This is a genomic window from Ignatzschineria sp. RMDPL8A, from assembly GCF_029815055.1.
In the GTDB taxonomy this organism is placed as follows: domain Bacteria; phylum Pseudomonadota; class Gammaproteobacteria; order Cardiobacteriales; family Wohlfahrtiimonadaceae; genus CALZBJ01.
In genome coordinates this window covers 1,015,584-1,029,856 of record NZ_JAPPWA010000002.1, presented here as the reverse complement: position 1 = coordinate 1,029,856, position 14,273 = coordinate 1,015,584, and the positions used below count along the sequence as shown (strand labels likewise).

At 44.2% G+C, this 14,273-nt stretch carries 15 protein-coding genes; 3 read left to right on the top strand and 12 right to left on the bottom strand.

The features are described 5' to 3' along the window. Window positions 1-24: 24 nt before the first annotated feature. The 12 genes from pilQ to arcC form a co-directional block, all read right to left on the bottom strand. Window positions 25-2,067 (bottom strand): type IV pilus secretin PilQ, encoded by a 2,043-nt coding sequence (gene pilQ / locus OXI21_RS06225; protein WP_279618698.1) that lies wholly within the window; start codon window positions 2,065-2,067, stop codon window positions 25-27. 28 nt (window positions 2,068-2,095) lie between these two features. Beyond that, complete coding sequence (locus OXI21_RS06220) at window positions 2,096-2,686, bottom strand: pilus assembly protein PilP (protein WP_279618697.1); 591 nt, start codon at window positions 2,684-2,686, stop codon at window positions 2,096-2,098. Window positions 2,687-2,704: 18 nt separating this feature from the next. Beyond that, window positions 2,705-3,364 (bottom strand): type 4a pilus biogenesis protein PilO, encoded by a 660-nt coding sequence (gene pilO, locus OXI21_RS06215; protein ID WP_279618696.1) that lies wholly within the window; start codon window positions 3,362-3,364, stop codon window positions 2,705-2,707. A gap of 3 nt (window positions 3,365-3,367) precedes the next feature. Further along, complete coding sequence (locus OXI21_RS06210; protein WP_279618695.1) at window positions 3,368-3,940, bottom strand: hypothetical protein; 573 nt, start codon at window positions 3,938-3,940, stop codon at window positions 3,368-3,370. After that, a complete protein-coding gene (gene pilM / locus OXI21_RS06205; protein ID WP_279618694.1) occupies window positions 3,940-4,971 on the bottom strand; it encodes a type IV pilus assembly protein PilM in 1,032 nt (343 codons plus the stop codon). The genes OXI21_RS06210 and pilM overlap by 1 nt, the downstream gene beginning before the upstream one ends. Before the next feature lie 174 nt (window positions 4,972-5,145). Next, a complete protein-coding gene (parE, locus tag OXI21_RS06200; protein WP_279618693.1) occupies window positions 5,146-7,044 on the bottom strand; it encodes a DNA topoisomerase IV subunit B in 1,899 nt (632 codons plus the stop codon). A gap of 100 nt (window positions 7,045-7,144) precedes the next feature. Next, a complete protein-coding gene (gene rdgC, locus OXI21_RS06195; RefSeq protein WP_279618692.1) occupies window positions 7,145-8,029 on the bottom strand; it encodes a recombination-associated protein RdgC in 885 nt (294 codons plus the stop codon). A gap of 2 nt (window positions 8,030-8,031) precedes the next feature. Then, entirely contained in the window at window positions 8,032-9,381 is a 1,350-nt protein-coding gene (gene rlmD / locus OXI21_RS06190) for a 23S rRNA (uracil(1939)-C(5))-methyltransferase RlmD (protein ID WP_279618691.1), read from the bottom strand. Window positions 9,382-9,479: 98 nt separating this feature from the next. After that, entirely contained in the window at window positions 9,480-9,896 is a 417-nt protein-coding gene (locus OXI21_RS06185) for a hypothetical protein (protein WP_279618690.1), read from the bottom strand. Window positions 9,897-9,959: 63 nt separating this feature from the next. Further along, window positions 9,960-10,514 carry a VUT family protein gene (locus OXI21_RS06180; protein WP_279618689.1) on the bottom strand — a complete coding sequence of 185 codons (555 nt, stop codon included), beginning with the start codon at window positions 10,512-10,514 and terminating at the stop codon, window positions 9,960-9,962. A 118-nt stretch (window positions 10,515-10,632) separates the two neighbouring features. Further along, window positions 10,633-11,166 (bottom strand): Smr/MutS family protein, encoded by a 534-nt coding sequence (locus OXI21_RS06175; RefSeq protein ID WP_279618688.1) that lies wholly within the window; start codon window positions 11,164-11,166, stop codon window positions 10,633-10,635. A 170-nt stretch (window positions 11,167-11,336) separates the two neighbouring features. Then, entirely contained in the window at window positions 11,337-12,260 is a 924-nt protein-coding gene (gene arcC, locus OXI21_RS06170) for a carbamate kinase (protein WP_279618687.1), read from the bottom strand. A 317-nt stretch (window positions 12,261-12,577) separates the two neighbouring features. On the opposite strand from arcC, the gene mscL reads away from it, so the two are divergent. The 3 genes from mscL to OXI21_RS06155 are packed head-to-tail and all read left to right on the top strand — an operon-like array spanning window position 12,578 to window position 14,263. Beyond that, on the top strand, window positions 12,578-12,997 hold the full coding sequence (gene mscL / locus OXI21_RS06165) for a large-conductance mechanosensitive channel protein MscL (RefSeq protein WP_279618686.1): 420 nt from the start codon (window positions 12,578-12,580) through the stop codon (window positions 12,995-12,997). Window positions 12,998-13,024: 27 nt separating this feature from the next. Beyond that, window positions 13,025-13,960 carry a glyoxylate/hydroxypyruvate reductase A gene (locus OXI21_RS06160; RefSeq protein ID WP_279618685.1) on the top strand — a complete coding sequence of 312 codons (936 nt, stop codon included), beginning with the start codon at window positions 13,025-13,027 and terminating at the stop codon, window positions 13,958-13,960. Between the two features lie 51 nt (window positions 13,961-14,011). Next, a complete protein-coding gene (locus OXI21_RS06155; protein ID WP_279618684.1) occupies window positions 14,012-14,263 on the top strand; it encodes a hypothetical protein in 252 nt (83 codons plus the stop codon). The last annotated feature ends 10 nt before the right edge of the window (window positions 14,264-14,273 follow it).

Here is a 14,273-nt window from a genome sequence, read left to right as displayed (position 1 = left end):
GATCATTTGTATACATCATTTCGATTAATACTCTTGAAGATCAATAATATTAGGGGTTACAAAGATAAGTAACTCAGCCTTACGATTGCTGTTCTCTTGACGTTTGAAGAGATTTCCTAAGATCGGCAAATCACCAAAGAAAGGTACTTTACTATCAATCTTAGAGCTCTCTTGTTCATAGATACCGCCTAGAACAATCGTTTCTCCATCAGAAACCAGTGCCTGAGTTTTTAACTCTTTCTTCGCAATAATTGGCTCTTGGTTTTGTGCATACCCTGCAAGCTCATCTTTAGTGATCAAAAGATCCATAATAATTTTATTATCAGGGGTGATCTGTGGCGTTACGTTAAGCTCCATAACCACTTCTTTAAACTCAACATTTGCTACCCCATCATTCGATGTCACACTATATGAAATCTCAGAACCTTGCTTAATATACGCTGTTTGACGATCCGTTGTTAATACAACTGGCGATGCTAAGGTCTCACCTTTATTTTCAGTCTGCATCGCAGAAAGTTCTAGGCCCAACTGAAGTTCTTTTCCTAAAACCATATATTGAAGTCCAAAGGTCTTATTACTCGCGCCCAGATTAATCCCTGTATCAAGTCCACCTAAAACGCCACCTTCAGCTCCGTCACTTTGTAGGCTTCCGCCCCCTTGTGCTTTACCTTTTTGGTAACCGCCCCCCCAAACAACACCTAAGTCGCGAGCAAAGTTATCAAATGCCGCTACGATTTGTGCTGAAATTTGCACTTGACGTACAGGACGGTCAAGCTCTGCAATTAAATCTTTAATGATTTTAATTTGACGATTGGTATCTTGGATAATGAGCATGTTTGTGCGACGGTCAACGCTCACCGATCCATGTTTTGATAATCCAGCACCCACTGCATCTACGTTTTGTTGCGCGCCAACACGGGTTGCAATCACTTGTGCTAAATCAGATGCATCAGCATAGTTAATTTGAACCAGCTCAGTTCTTAAGTTAACGCCTTCAAAACGAGTTAATTGATCTTGCGGAGCGATAAAAATTACATTTCCATCACGGGCTTGACCTAAACCTGAATAGAGAAGAACCGTATCAAGCGCTTGGTCCCAAGGCACATTGGTAAGTTTAATGGTAATGCGGCTGTTAACGGTATCGCTCACTACAATGTTTAAGCCAGTGTAGTCCGCAATAATTTGTAGTACCGCACGCACATCAATGTCTTGGAAGTTAATAGAGATCGGCTCACCAGACCATTGGTCACGTTTAAGCGCACTGCCCTCATCAAGACTTGCCACTTTCGCTTCAATCTTCGGTGATACCGTTAAACGATATTTATTTCCGTTAATTTGTTGCGCTGTGTAGTCATAGGATGAATGCGTCATGATATCAACGTAAGCACGTCCTGCAATATTCACCACTTCAACCGCAGATACCGGCGTTGCAAAATCCGTCACATCAATACGACGATTTTGTGATGGATCCCAAGTATGTCCACCTACCATTAAGCGAATCTTGTTACGCTCTTCTACAACATTAACCGGTGTTTGACTGCTAGGTAAAAACACATCAATCACGCCCGCGCCTGCTGAATTGCGCATAAAGTTAATATCGTTTAATGGCGCAACGTTATCAACTTTTTGGTTTTGGTCAACAAGGTTGTCCCAATTCGCTTTTGTTAATTTTGCAGTGTTAGTTAAGTGAACCGTGACTACATTGTTTTTTACTGCGACTGTATAATCGGTTTTGCCACTTAGATTCACCGTTGAACGAAGACGATTATTCATATAAACGTTTTGAACGTTATCGATTAAACGCGTATCAAGCACTCGGTTTTTTGCATTTTGATAAACGCCTTTTGCGTTAAAATCAAATACAAGTACATCGCGCTCTTTAATATAGTAATGGCTTGGCGCCGCTACTGACTGATCAAAGTAATATTTTAATGTTTGCGTTCCGTCTTGCAAATCAACGGCTTCAACGTTTTGAAGCGTCTGAGCAGACGCACTTAAAAACCCGCTTAACAGCAGTAAAACCGCACCGGTTTTTGTGATATTAGATGCATATCTTTTCAATAACATAACCAACAGCTCCTAAATACAATAGCCTTTACTTAATCTCTAAATTAATAATTCGTTCTTTTGCTTCCCAACCTTCTTCGGTCTTATCTGAAGCAAATTTCTCTACAATTCGCACATATTGATCAGGAACAATCTGCACTACCCGTCCAAAATTGGTTCCCATATAATCACCAAGTCCAACGGTTTGTGTCGCCAGTGGATTTTCACCCATCACCTTCACCAACACTTTTGGATTCTCGGTCGTTCCAATAGTTCCTATTAGAGTAAGCTCTTGTAAGGAGTACTGTTCTAATAAGCCAGGAATATAACCCTCTGGGCGCTCTGGATCCACATTCAGTGTATGCGTTCCATAGCTATCAGGCCCCCCTTTCGGATTTAAGATATCGCTTAACTCAGCCTCAATCTCAAAAGGATCTGGATATTCCTTTCCTTCATAGGGTCTTGAGAAATTTTCAATCTTCATCGGAATGATTGGCTCACGTTTGACCGTAAGATTCACTTGTTGTGACGCTTTTTGAAAGCGCTCATTAATTAATTCCTCTACATCGGGCTTGTCTGTATCAAAAAAACATCCCGTTAATAAGGCAGGTAGAGCCACTGCTATCAATACTTTTTTCATATCTTTTTTCACCCTCGACTACTCTACGTATTTATAAGTAGAGATGGTCGCTGAAAAAGGGTAGCCTCCCCCTACTTGCTCACAGTTGACGCGATTAGACACACGAATATTGACACCTAAATTCCCAAAACTCACCTGACGATTATTTAATAGATCAGGATCGCTCATCGTAAATTCATCGAGCGTAATAATCCGTTGTAAGTTAGATAGATTCGCAACAAAGTCACCAATGCGGTGATACGATGCACACCCTTCAATCAAAACGGGAATCTCTTCAACAAAGCCACTTTTATGCTTTTTCATCGCAAGCGGGGTACGGCGCGTAAGATAGATATCATTTTCAGTTGCGTTACGATGAAGTTCCGCCATGAAGTTCGATGCTTCAACAGTCTCTGGCAACATCAATTTAATCTCATCAAGCGTTTTTTCCGCCTCTTCGATCGAACTCTCGTAGTGCTCAACTAATAGAGATGCGCGTTGACGGCGTTCTAACTCATCAAGCTTGCTCTCCTCATCACGAGCTAATTGCTCAAACTTTTCAGGATAAGCACTGTATGAATAGATCAATCCGAGCGCCGCAACTACCGCACTGATAATAAATACCACAACCACCACACCATAACGAATCGGCGCTTTCAGTTTTGCAAGGCCACTTAAGCTTAATATATCTTTATTCACGGCTTACTCCTTTGACTCTGCTTTTTTACGTTTAACTTCGGGGTGAATTTTGATCCCAAACAGGGTCAATTTTGCATTTCCCACACGATGCTCTTGAGAGTAAGGAATTGGCGCAAGTCCAACCTCTGTTTCAAGACGCTCTGTAAATGAAATTAGACGCTCTTGAGACAACGCCGCCCCTACAAAAGAGATCTCTGTAGGTTTAAAGTCAAGAATGTGAATCGATACACCGCTCTCTTTTGACGACGCGAGTTGCTCTAATATAGTCACCATCTCAGCCCGTTGTGTATTAAGGCCATTCAACACCTCAAGCTTATTCGATAGATCCTTAATCAGTGCCTCACGCTGTCTTAAGTTGGCAGCCGCTTGCGCATATTTAGGCTTATTCATCTCAGTTTCAATAGTGGTAACGCGATAGGTTTGGCTGTCATAATACATGCCAGCCGCATACCACGCCGCAATCCCAATTAAAATCCCAAACAGTACCGCTACTGCGAGCGTTTTCTTTAAGCGGTCTTCGCGTTCGAACTGAAGCGCTTCACGCCAAGGCAATAAGTTAATCCGAATATTATTCATTAGAGCATACTCCTTACCGCTAAACCGCACGCAATGGCAAATTTCTCAGCTTGAACGCCAGGTACATTAAATTGAACCATATCGCTCGGATTGATTCGCTCAACCGCGCGATCAAGGGATCCTGAAAGCGCTTCAACAAAGCCCGGTACCAGCGCGCCACCACCGGTTACAAAAATCTGTTTTAAACTCACTTGTGGGTTATTGGGCACATAGGCATGCATTGCAGATTGAACCTGAATCACCATCTCTTCGATAAAGGCCTCTTTGCATTTCGCTAAGATCGGATTGCTTTCCCAATCGGCATTCAGTTTTTGAATTTCCGCATCATCCATAGAGATATCAAGCTCATCTGAGATCATCTCTGTTAAACGGTCACCGCCAATCGGCATCTCACGCGCGTAGATTGTTCCGTCACCTTTTAAAATGAAAAATCCAGTACGAAAAACGCCCGACTCGATGTAGACAATCGCATCTTGTTTAATAAAATTTGAGAAATCATATTTAAGCCCGAGGAGCGTTGTGAGCGCATAGATATCCGCATCCACAATTTTAACCTCAAGCCCTGCAATTTCTGATGAGAGCGAGCGTGAGTTTACAAACTCTTTTTCCGCTGCAACAATGAGCACTTCATTTTTATACTCTTCTTCAATTGATGAGCCAATAATCTGGCAATCCATCATTACCTCATCGGCCGAAAATGGGATATATTGCCCTAAGTTCGCTTCGAGCGTAGTAAATAGCTCATCGCCTTTAAGGTTTTCATCGATCACCGCGTTATAGGTCATAATTGCAGTGGAGGGCACAGACATTGTCACCTCTTTACTGCCGCCAAGCTGTTTCATCGCCCGTTGTAGATGGATCCCTAAAACATCCACTTCTTCCGGAAGACCGTCTCGCATGACTTCTTCATTAAACATATATTCATACGCACGATCGATCGAGAAGTCTGTTCCTCGTCGGTTTCCTTCGACTATTCGGATCGAAGTCGTGCCGATATCGATTCCTACAGCTTTATTAGGTCGTCTTGCCACAGTGAATTTCCTTACAAAATAAATTGATAAAATTCTTTATTTAAAATTTTAAAATAGCTAATTCTAATTATCTTATTTCTTGCATTGTGATGATACTATCGAAGTCAGGTAAAAATCAAACACTCAAGTCAATATAATCATCAGTTTTCAAAAGGTATTTACATTTCTTTAGTTTTAGTTAACTACTTGAGAAAATTGAGTATCTTCGATCCAACGTTTCCGCGCTTCACGTTCTCCGCGAGCGAGCAACTTATCAAATACAGAGGACACATCTTTGAAATCTTCGACAGTCAATTGAACTAACCGTCTAGTCTTATAATTCATCGTTGTTTCACGCAATTGAATGGGATTCATCTCCCCAAGCCCTTTAAATCGGGTAACCGTGACTTTACTGCGAGACCCTGCATTCTTATGCATTATCTGATTCTTTTCTTCCTCATCGAGCGCATAAAAGACCTCTTTTCCCACGTCAACGCGATAGAGTGGTGGTAAAGCAACAAAAATATGACCTGACTCAACTAATTTTTCGAAATGTTTCACAAAAAGTGCACAAATTAAGGTCGCAATGTGAAGCCCATCGGAATCCGCATCCGCCAATATACAGATTTTACCGTACCGAAGCCCAGAAATATCGTCGGTATCAGGATCAACCCCAATGGCAACAGAAATATCATGAATCTCTTTTGACGCTAAAATCTCCGAGCTCGCCACTTCCCAGGTATTTAAGATTTTCCCGCGAAGCGCCATTACTGCTTGCGTGTCACGATCTCGCGCCTGCTTTGCCGATCCGCCTGCCGAATCCCCTTCCACTAAAAAGAGCTCGGTGAGATTCACATCGGTACTAACGCAATCTGCCAATTTTCCCGGAAGTTTTGGCCCTTGTGAAACCCGTTTACGGGAAACGGTTTTGGAACTTTTAAGACGGGCTTGCGCACTTCGGATTACCACATCAGCGATCGCTTCTGCCTCTTCCACATGATTATTGAGCCAAAGTGCAAAAAAGTCGCGCACCGCATTGGTAATCACGCCCGCAATATCGCGCGAACTTAGACGCTCTTTCGTTTGCCCTGCAAATTGAGGCTCTTGCATCTTGACTGACAATAGATAATTGAGCTGCGCAAAGAGATCGTCCGGCGCAATTTTCACCCCGCGTGGCAGTAGACTTCTTTGATCGCAAAATTCACGAAGCGCATCAGTTAATCCGGCTTTAAGACCGTTAACGTGCGTTCCGCCAAGCGTTGTAGGAATGAGGTTTACGTAGCTCTCTGCCATCACCGGCGCGCCCTCTTCATTCCACGCCAATCCCCAAATAATCTCTTCATTGTCGGCTTTAAATTCGCCGAAAATAATTTCACTTGGCACATGATCGACATTTTTGAGTGAATCATAAAGATACTCTTCAACGCCCGATTCATAATGCCAAACAATCTCTTGTTGATCCGATTCTTTTGCGGTCTCATCGATGAGTTTAATGGTGAGCCCTGCGCATAAAATCGCTTTAGCTTTAAGGAGATCGCAGAGCGACTTTTTAGCAATTTTTGGGGAATCAAAATATTTGGGATCGGGGAGAAAACGGATATCGGTCCCGCGATTATTTTTCCCGACGGTGCCGATCACTTCCAAATCACTGGCTTTATTTCCATCGTTAAAGACGATCTTATGCTCTTTTCCATCGCGTTTAACATAGACCTCAAACACCTCGGAAAGCGCATTCACGACCGAAACGCCAACCCCGTGAAGTCCGCCTGAAAACTGGTAGTTATCACTATTGAATTTCCCGCCGGCGTGAAGCGTTGCTAAAATCAGTTCAACCCCGCTGACACCGTGCTCTGGGTGAATATCAACCGGCATCCCGCGCCCATTATCTTTCACCCCTAAAAATCCATTTTCATAGAGCGTTACCACCACCTCATCGGCATATCCTGCGAGCGCCTCATCGACGGAGTTGTCGATCACCTCCTGCAAAATATGATTCGGACGCGACGTGTCGGTATACATTCCTGGGCGTTTGCGCACAGGATCGAGACCGGATAACACTTCTATCGACGTGGCGGTATACTCTTTATTGCTCATAGTTGTTTGTAACTCTTACTCTTAAAGTCGTTCATTGATCGGATAAAAAAAGCGATGCAAGATCGCTTTCAGATGGGATAATCTAGTTATTTTACGTGATTTATGGATGGCAAAGCTGATATAGCTCACTCATTAATTCACGAAACATTAAAACTTGTAATTGCGCACTGCCGGCAGCGATGGTGTAGAGATCATCACTCTCATCAAGCTCTTCATGAAAGGTCTCTAAATATTTAACGCGTTTTAAAATGAAATCTTCCCCGAGTGAAAAACTCACCGCTTCATTAAACAAAAGTGATAAACGCGTCACATCCCAACCATCTTCAAGATTTTGTAAAATCTCTTTTGACATCGCCGGAATGCCTTTATAACGCGCCGTACCGCCCTCTTCTTTAGTGAGCTCTTTCATCTCAATTTCATCAAGAAGGGTGAATCGCTCATTGGTAATCCCTTTTTGCACCCATTCGGTCATCACGCTCGCAAGCGCAACTTTTGGCGCAAGCGCAACAACGGGCAGTGTGCCGAGCGTTTTACGCAAAAGCCCGGTTAATTCCGATGCCTTTTTCACGCTCGTTGCATCGATCACGAGCCAATTTTTGTCGATATCGATATAGGCCGATAGCGAGCTACGCTCCGGAAGTGCATTAGCCATCAATTCATTAATAATGACCTCTTCCACCTCTTTATATTGGCTGCGCGTTTCGATTTTAAGCTCTCGCTCTTCCGCGCGCTTTTCAACGGCGGTTTTAATCGCTAAACGGGGCAGTTTTTTACGCTCAACGCCCATGCGAATAAAATACGCGCCATCCACGGCCTCAACAAAGGTTTTTCCGCTATTGAAGGCCGTTAGCCAACCAAAGGATTCCATCTCCTGCTCAAAACATCCCACAAGAGGACGCTCGGCAAGGGCTTCTTCAAGCTCAGACAGCGTGAGCTCAAGCGGTTCTTCAAATTGGTAGACTAAAAAGTTTTTAAATAGACGCATAATTATTCATCTTTCACTAAAAGTGCCATTGATTCCACATGGGCGGTATGCGGAAACATATCCATCACGCCGGCAGAAACGAGCTTATAAGGATGCTCTTTGGTGAGCAGGCCCAAATCTCGCGCAAGCGTTGCCGGATGGCACGATACATATAAAATTTTCTTCGGCGCAAGCTGACCAATATAAGCCATCATCTCAAGCGCACCGGAACGAGGCGGATCGATCAATAAGACATCGTACATCTGATTCATCCACGGCTCTGATGATTGATCTTTCGTTAAATCCGCACAATGGAACTCAACGTTATCAATGCTGTTAAAGCCTGCGTTACGCCCTGCCCAATCGGTAAGACTCTTATCGCCCTCAACGCCGATCACAGATTTTGCCTGTGTCGCTAACGCTAAGGTAAAATTCCCAAGGCCGCAGAAAAGGTCGAGCACATGTTCATCGCCTTTTAGATCAAGAAGGTCGAGCGCTTGACGCACCATCTTATCATTCATCACAGGATTGACCTGCGTGAAGTGATACGGCTTAAAGTAGAGCGTTAAGGAATCGAGAAGCGAATAGGAGATCGCCTGATCCGACTCACCCCGCTCAGAGAGCGACACGGTAGTCGATTCATTGCCAGGCTGCAGATATAAAATGAGATCGTGCTCTGCCTCAAAGGCTTTTAAAATTGCAAGATCCTCTTCCGTAGGCGTTTCTAAAACCCGCAGACTTAACGCATGGACCGATTCACCGACCGCCACTTCAATTTGCGGAAGCGCGCCGGCAATGGTGAGTTTGCCAATCATTTCAGAGAGCGGTTCAATAAGTGAATCGATCTTATCTTCCAAGATGGGGCAACGTTTCATATCCACAATAAAGGGCGTTAAACGCTCACGAAAACCGACTAACACCCGCCCTTTCGCCGGAACATTTTTAACGCCAAGACGGGCTTTATAACGATAGCCTTCTGACGCACTTCGAAGAGGCGCTAAACGCTCATATTCGGTTAATCCCGCTTGTCTTTCGAGATTACTCTCAAGTTGCATCGCCTTAAATTCAATTTGACGATTCGGATCTAAATGTTGCAGTCTACAACCGCCACACATGCCGTATACATCACAAATCGGCGCCACGCGATCTTCAGAGGCTTCTAACACCTCGGTCACCTGCGCTTCATCATAATCTTTACGCGTTTTTGTGTATTGACACACCACACGCTCGCCGGGCAACCCGCCATCGACGAAGATCACCTTTTCATCCAACTTGGCAACGCCTCGCCCATCGTGGGCAAGGTCCTGAATGACTAATTCAATCGGCTCTGCCGGCACACGATTGCGACGACCGCGTCCTCTTCTTCGACTCACGCTATTCTCTCTTTGCTAACAAATTCTAAAGAAGAGCATATTATCATAATCATGCTTCAAAGATAAAAATTGCGCAATTTTTCAAACCTACACAAAAATTAGCGCGCTGATAACGCCTCAGGCGATGCCTCAACTCGGACGATTTGACGTTGATTAAGCCCCGCTAAATTCACCGTCGCCGTCACTTCCACTGGCACTTTCAGTGCATGAGCCGTTTCAAGTGCGGCCACTTGCACTAAATACTCAATATCCCGCACCTCCATATGATTAATAAATCCCTTAATATAGTTTTCAAGCGCGAAGAGTTCTAAAAAAGTCTCCCCCGCACAATATCGTATCGAAAGGGTTGAGCCCGCTCCCGGATTTTTACTCGCGTGGCATAAGATCGGCAGATCAATCTCGTGAATCTCTTCCGCCTTTAAGGTTGGGAATCGATTGCGAATTAGATCAATCGGATAATCGTGATATCGAGAAGGGTATTGAAGCACAACGGTGCCAATAATGGGCGCTTTCATAAGATATAATCCTAAAAATAGATAACAAAAAAGAGAGAAACACAGAGTAATCGATCGTGATGATTAAGCCGATACCGACAATTTTTGCGGATCGGAGTTAACCGGCTTTTTCCGCCAATCTTTAAAGAGGGCACGCCCCATAACGCTTGTGGCGATCAGATATTTAGCGATCACATCGGCAAAGATAATCTCAATCATCATGGAAAACTCAAACACGCCTAAAAAGGCGATCATGGTGAATAGCGCACTATCAAGGGGCACGCTCACCGCATTACTTGCCAGCACTTTCACCGGCCACGTCCTACCGCGTAAGCGTTCGAAAATTGCCGTATCGGCGAGCTCACTGAGTAAAATTGAGAGAAATGAGGCGATCAAAAATCGCGGGGGAATCTCAAACCAGAGGGAACAGAGTGTATTGACCACAATGGCAATGGCGATCCCAAGGAGTGCAAATTTAAGCCCATAGCGATGAAGGTGATCGCGCAAGGTAAAGACAAAGGCGAAAAAAATCGTACCGTAGCTTAAAAGACCAAACATGGGGAGTTCAATAAATCGATCGAGTACGAGGTTCGCAATCAAGATCGAGCCGACATAAGCGGCCAAATAGATATAACGCATCTTTAAACCTTTTTATTTAGATTTGGGGGTGAGGGAACCCAAACGTAATTGCAATGAATTACCGTAAAACAATGTATGTGAAATCGTATTCTACTCGTTTTTAATCGAGTGTGCGACCTTAAAACTCATAACCGCGACGAAGCAGCACGAGCGTTGCCCCGCGTCCGCCCATATATTGAGGAGCATTACTAAAGGCGAGCACCTCATTTTTAAGGCGTAGCCACTTATTGACAAATCCGCGAATAATAGGCCCTTCCGGCGAATTATAGCCCTGCCCATGCACCACAATAACGCAATAACAATTATCTCGTAGCGAATCGTATAAAAAGGCACTCAGTTCATCGCGCGCCTCTTCCACCGTAAGCCCGTGAAGATCGATCCCTGCTTCCGGTTCAATCCGCCCTTGCGCCAGTGTTTTCAAGAGCCTGCGCTGAATGCCCGGTTTTGCGTAACGCATCTCCACATCGGGATCAAGATCAAGCCAATGGGAGGCATCGCTCATCATATCGATCGTTTTTTGATTTTCCGGCAACGCACGACGCACCTTCACCGAAATTTTTCGGCGCGCGTGAACCACTTTATCGTTTTTGATCGGCTTAATACTGCCGAGCGTGGTGCGAAAAAGCGCTTTATCGTCATCTGAAAGAGCCATAGCAATCGTGTAATTATCTCGAGATTTTTAAATTTTAAGTTTAATACGTTCAACCCCGCGATCGGGGCAAACTGAGCAAATAGTAGCATATATTTGGCGCACAAAAAAAGCCAGCGCATGAAACGCTAGCTTTTCTCTCGGTTCTGATTCTTGATTGATTAGATCAATACTTAGGCAATCACCACCGTTCCGGTACGTCCTGCTAATCCATCTTTGGCTTTTTCAAGGGAGGTAATCAGCGCTTTACGGCCCGGTTTACTATTGGCAAAACTAATCGCCGCTTTCACTTTAGGGAGCATTGAGCCCGGCGCAAATTCACCGCTTTGGATAAATCCTTCCGCTTCACCCGGCGTTAAAACATCGAGCTCCACTTGATTGGGTTTCCCAAAATTGATCGCCACTTTTTCTACCGCAGTTAAAATGACTAGATAATCGGCATCGATAATTTCAGCAAGTTTCGATGAGGCGTAATCTTTGTCAATTACCGCAGGTTTGGTATCGGTGATGCCACTTGAAACCGTCACCGGAATCCCGCCACCGCCGACGGTAATCACAATTTCACCGGCATCAATCAGCGCTTCGATCGTTTTCTTTTGAATAATATTTTGCGGAATCGGCGATGCCACCACGGTACGATAACCACGGCCCGCATCTTCAATCATGTTATAGCCTTTTGCCATCAATTGATCGGCCTCTTCTTTACTATAAAACGCGCCAATCGGTTTTGTCGGATTCTCAAACGCGGGGTCATTCGGATCCACTTCCACCTCGGTAATCACAGTAACCACTTCTTTATCAATACGGCGTCGTGCTAGTTCGTCTCGTAGGTAGCGCTGTAAATGATAACCGATATACCCTTGGCTCATCGCCCCACACTCGGTGATCGGCATGGCCTCTGCATTAATGTGTTGGGTGGCAGCATCCATCGCAAGTTTAATCATGCCCACTTGTGGCCCATTTCCGTGCGTAAACACCACATCATGCCCATCAGCGATCAAATCCACTAAGGGAACCACGGTGCTTTTTAAGTTTTCATGCTGCTCTGAAACGCTGTATCCGAGGGCGTTTCCACCTAATGCCACGACAATTTTCATTCTTCTTCCTTTTTAGTATTGATAATTATTCTACGAGACGAATGTTTTTACGCGAGGATTCTTTTTTCATCAAATTCGCGCTCAAACACCCTATCTTCCTCCCTAATCTATAATTTCGTCAAATAAAAAAAATAAAAATCATAAAATGGAGTGAATTGGCTTCAAATTTGCTTCTATATCTCCTTTTTTAACCCAAAACGTGCAAATAGTGAGCTGTTTTTAGGCGAATATTTCTTATAAAATTTACGAAATTTTACGTTTATTAGCTACACTACGAGCGTTATTTCCATTTATTTATTTTATCAAAGGATTTTTCAATGAAATTATTTAAAGAGTTCAAAGAGTTTGCGATGCGCGGTAATGTGATCGACCTCGCCGTTGGGGTGATCATTGGGGCGGCGTTTAACAAAATCGTCTCCTCACTCGTTGCGGACATTATCATGCCCCCACTCGGGATTTTAATTGGCGGAATCGACTTTAAAGATTTCTCGCTCGTCTTAAAAGCCGCCACCGAAGAAGCGCCGGAAGTGGTGCTCAATTACGGACTCTTTATCCAAAATATCTTCGACTTCACCATCGTTGCCTTCTCAATCTTTATTGCGATTAAAGTGCTCAACAAGCTCCATAGCAAAAAAGAGGAAGAAGCGGCTGCAGCGCCTGCAGAACCAACCCCTTCAAAAGAGGAATTGCTTTTAGGTGAAATTCGCGATCTACTTAAAGAGAGCAATCAAAAATAATCATCTAATGTAAATTAAAGGAGTGCCATGCGGGTTCTATTTACCTCGACAAACGAGAAGAGTTTTGCGCGCTGGAGGGACCAACTTTCAGCGCTCGATTCACGGATTCAACTGGTCAATCTCACGGATAATCCCGATCTTGATTCGATTGAAATCGTCCTTGCATGGCAACCTCCCGAAGGGGTTTTCCCTCAGTTAAATAACTTAAAATTGATCCAGTCGCTCGGCATGGGCGTCGATCATCTCTTTAAATGCCCCGATCTTCCTAAAGATATTCCCATTAGCCGCATTATCGACCCCGATATGACCGAGCAGATGTGCGAATATGCCCTCTACGGCACGCTCAAAGCCTTTCGTAAATTTCATCTCTATCAGCGTCAACAAAAGGATCAAATCTGGGAGCCGCTTTCGCGGAATTTCCACGATCAATTTTCCATCGGGATTTTAGGTTTTGGAGAACTTGGCTCTGCCATTACCGCACGGCTCTATAAAAATGGATTTACCAATCTGCACGTCTGGTCGAGAAGTAAAAAACGCACCAAAATGGCGCTCTCTTATGCCGGAAGTGACGAGCTCAATGCCTTTTTAAATGAGCTTCAGGTGCTGATCTGTCTATTACCGCTCACCCCCGAAACGACGGGCATTTTAAACTGCGATACCTTATCAAAATTAGCGCCCGGCGCTTTTTTAATCAATCCCGCCCGCGGCGAACATCTTGTTGAAAATGATCTTCTTGAATTGCTCGATTCTGGTCACTTAAGTGGCGCACTTCTTGATGTGTTCAATGAGGAACCGCTTCCACAAACACACCCTTTCTGGCAATACCCCGATATCGAGATGACCCCGCACATTGCAGCGAGCACTAATCCTCGTACTGCAGCAGAACAGGTCCTGCAAAACATCCATCAAATTATGGAAAATAAAGCGCCATTAAATTTGATTGATGCCGTGAAGGGCTATTAAAAATTATGCTATAGTAAGAGCCGTTCTCACCGCAGTGTAAAGGCGTTCGTTATGTTAAAGTTTAATATGTTTGTCTATTATCTCGGCATTATTCTCACCACCGTTGGGTGCGTTTTGGGCTTGCCGATGCTGATGTTCGGAGAGAATTTCATCTATGAGATCGGGAAATATATGGTCACCATGGTGGTGCCCTTTGGATTTTTACTCTGGTTCTCAGGCTTTACCGCATACCAATTGATTCGCCCGAATGAGTATCGTAAAGAAGATGAAGAGAAGGTGTATCATCGCCAAGTGCCCGATTAGAGATGCGATC

Bases quoted from the DNA above. Each gene is read 5' to 3' on its own strand.
- pilQ (WP_279618698.1), bottom strand. From the start codon at position 2,067: ATGTTATTGAAAAGATATGCATCTAATATCACAAAAACCGGTGCGGTT.
- OXI21_RS06220 (WP_279618697.1), bottom strand. From the start codon at position 2,686: ATGAAAAAAGTATTGATAGCAGTGGCTCTACCTGCCTTATTAACGGGA.
- OXI21_RS06210 (WP_279618695.1), bottom strand. From the start codon at position 3,940: ATGAATAATATTCGGATTAACTTATTGCCTTGGCGTGAAGCGCTTCAG.
- parE (WP_279618693.1), bottom strand. From the start codon at position 7,044: ATGAGCAATAAAGAGTATACCGCCACGTCGATAGAAGTGTTATCCGGT.
- rdgC (WP_279618692.1), bottom strand. From the start codon at position 8,029: ATGCGTCTATTTAAAAACTTTTTAGTCTACCAATTTGAAGAACCGCTT.
- OXI21_RS06185 (WP_279618690.1), bottom strand. From the start codon at position 9,896: ATGAAAGCGCCCATTATTGGCACCGTTGTGCTTCAATACCCTTCTCGA.
- OXI21_RS06180 (WP_279618689.1), bottom strand. From the start codon at position 10,514: ATGCGTTATATCTATTTGGCCGCTTATGTCGGCTCGATCTTGATTGCG.
- OXI21_RS06175 (WP_279618688.1), bottom strand. From the start codon at position 11,166: ATGGCTCTTTCAGATGACGATAAAGCGCTTTTTCGCACCACGCTCGGC.
- arcC (WP_279618687.1), bottom strand. From the start codon at position 12,260: ATGAAAATTGTCGTGGCATTAGGTGGAAACGCCCTCGGATACAGCGTT.
- mscL (WP_279618686.1), top strand. From the start codon at position 12,578: ATGAAATTATTTAAAGAGTTCAAAGAGTTTGCGATGCGCGGTAATGTG.
- OXI21_RS06160 (WP_279618685.1), top strand. From the start codon at position 13,025: ATGCGGGTTCTATTTACCTCGACAAACGAGAAGAGTTTTGCGCGCTGG.
- OXI21_RS06155 (WP_279618684.1), top strand. From the start codon at position 14,012: ATGTTAAAGTTTAATATGTTTGTCTATTATCTCGGCATTATTCTCACC.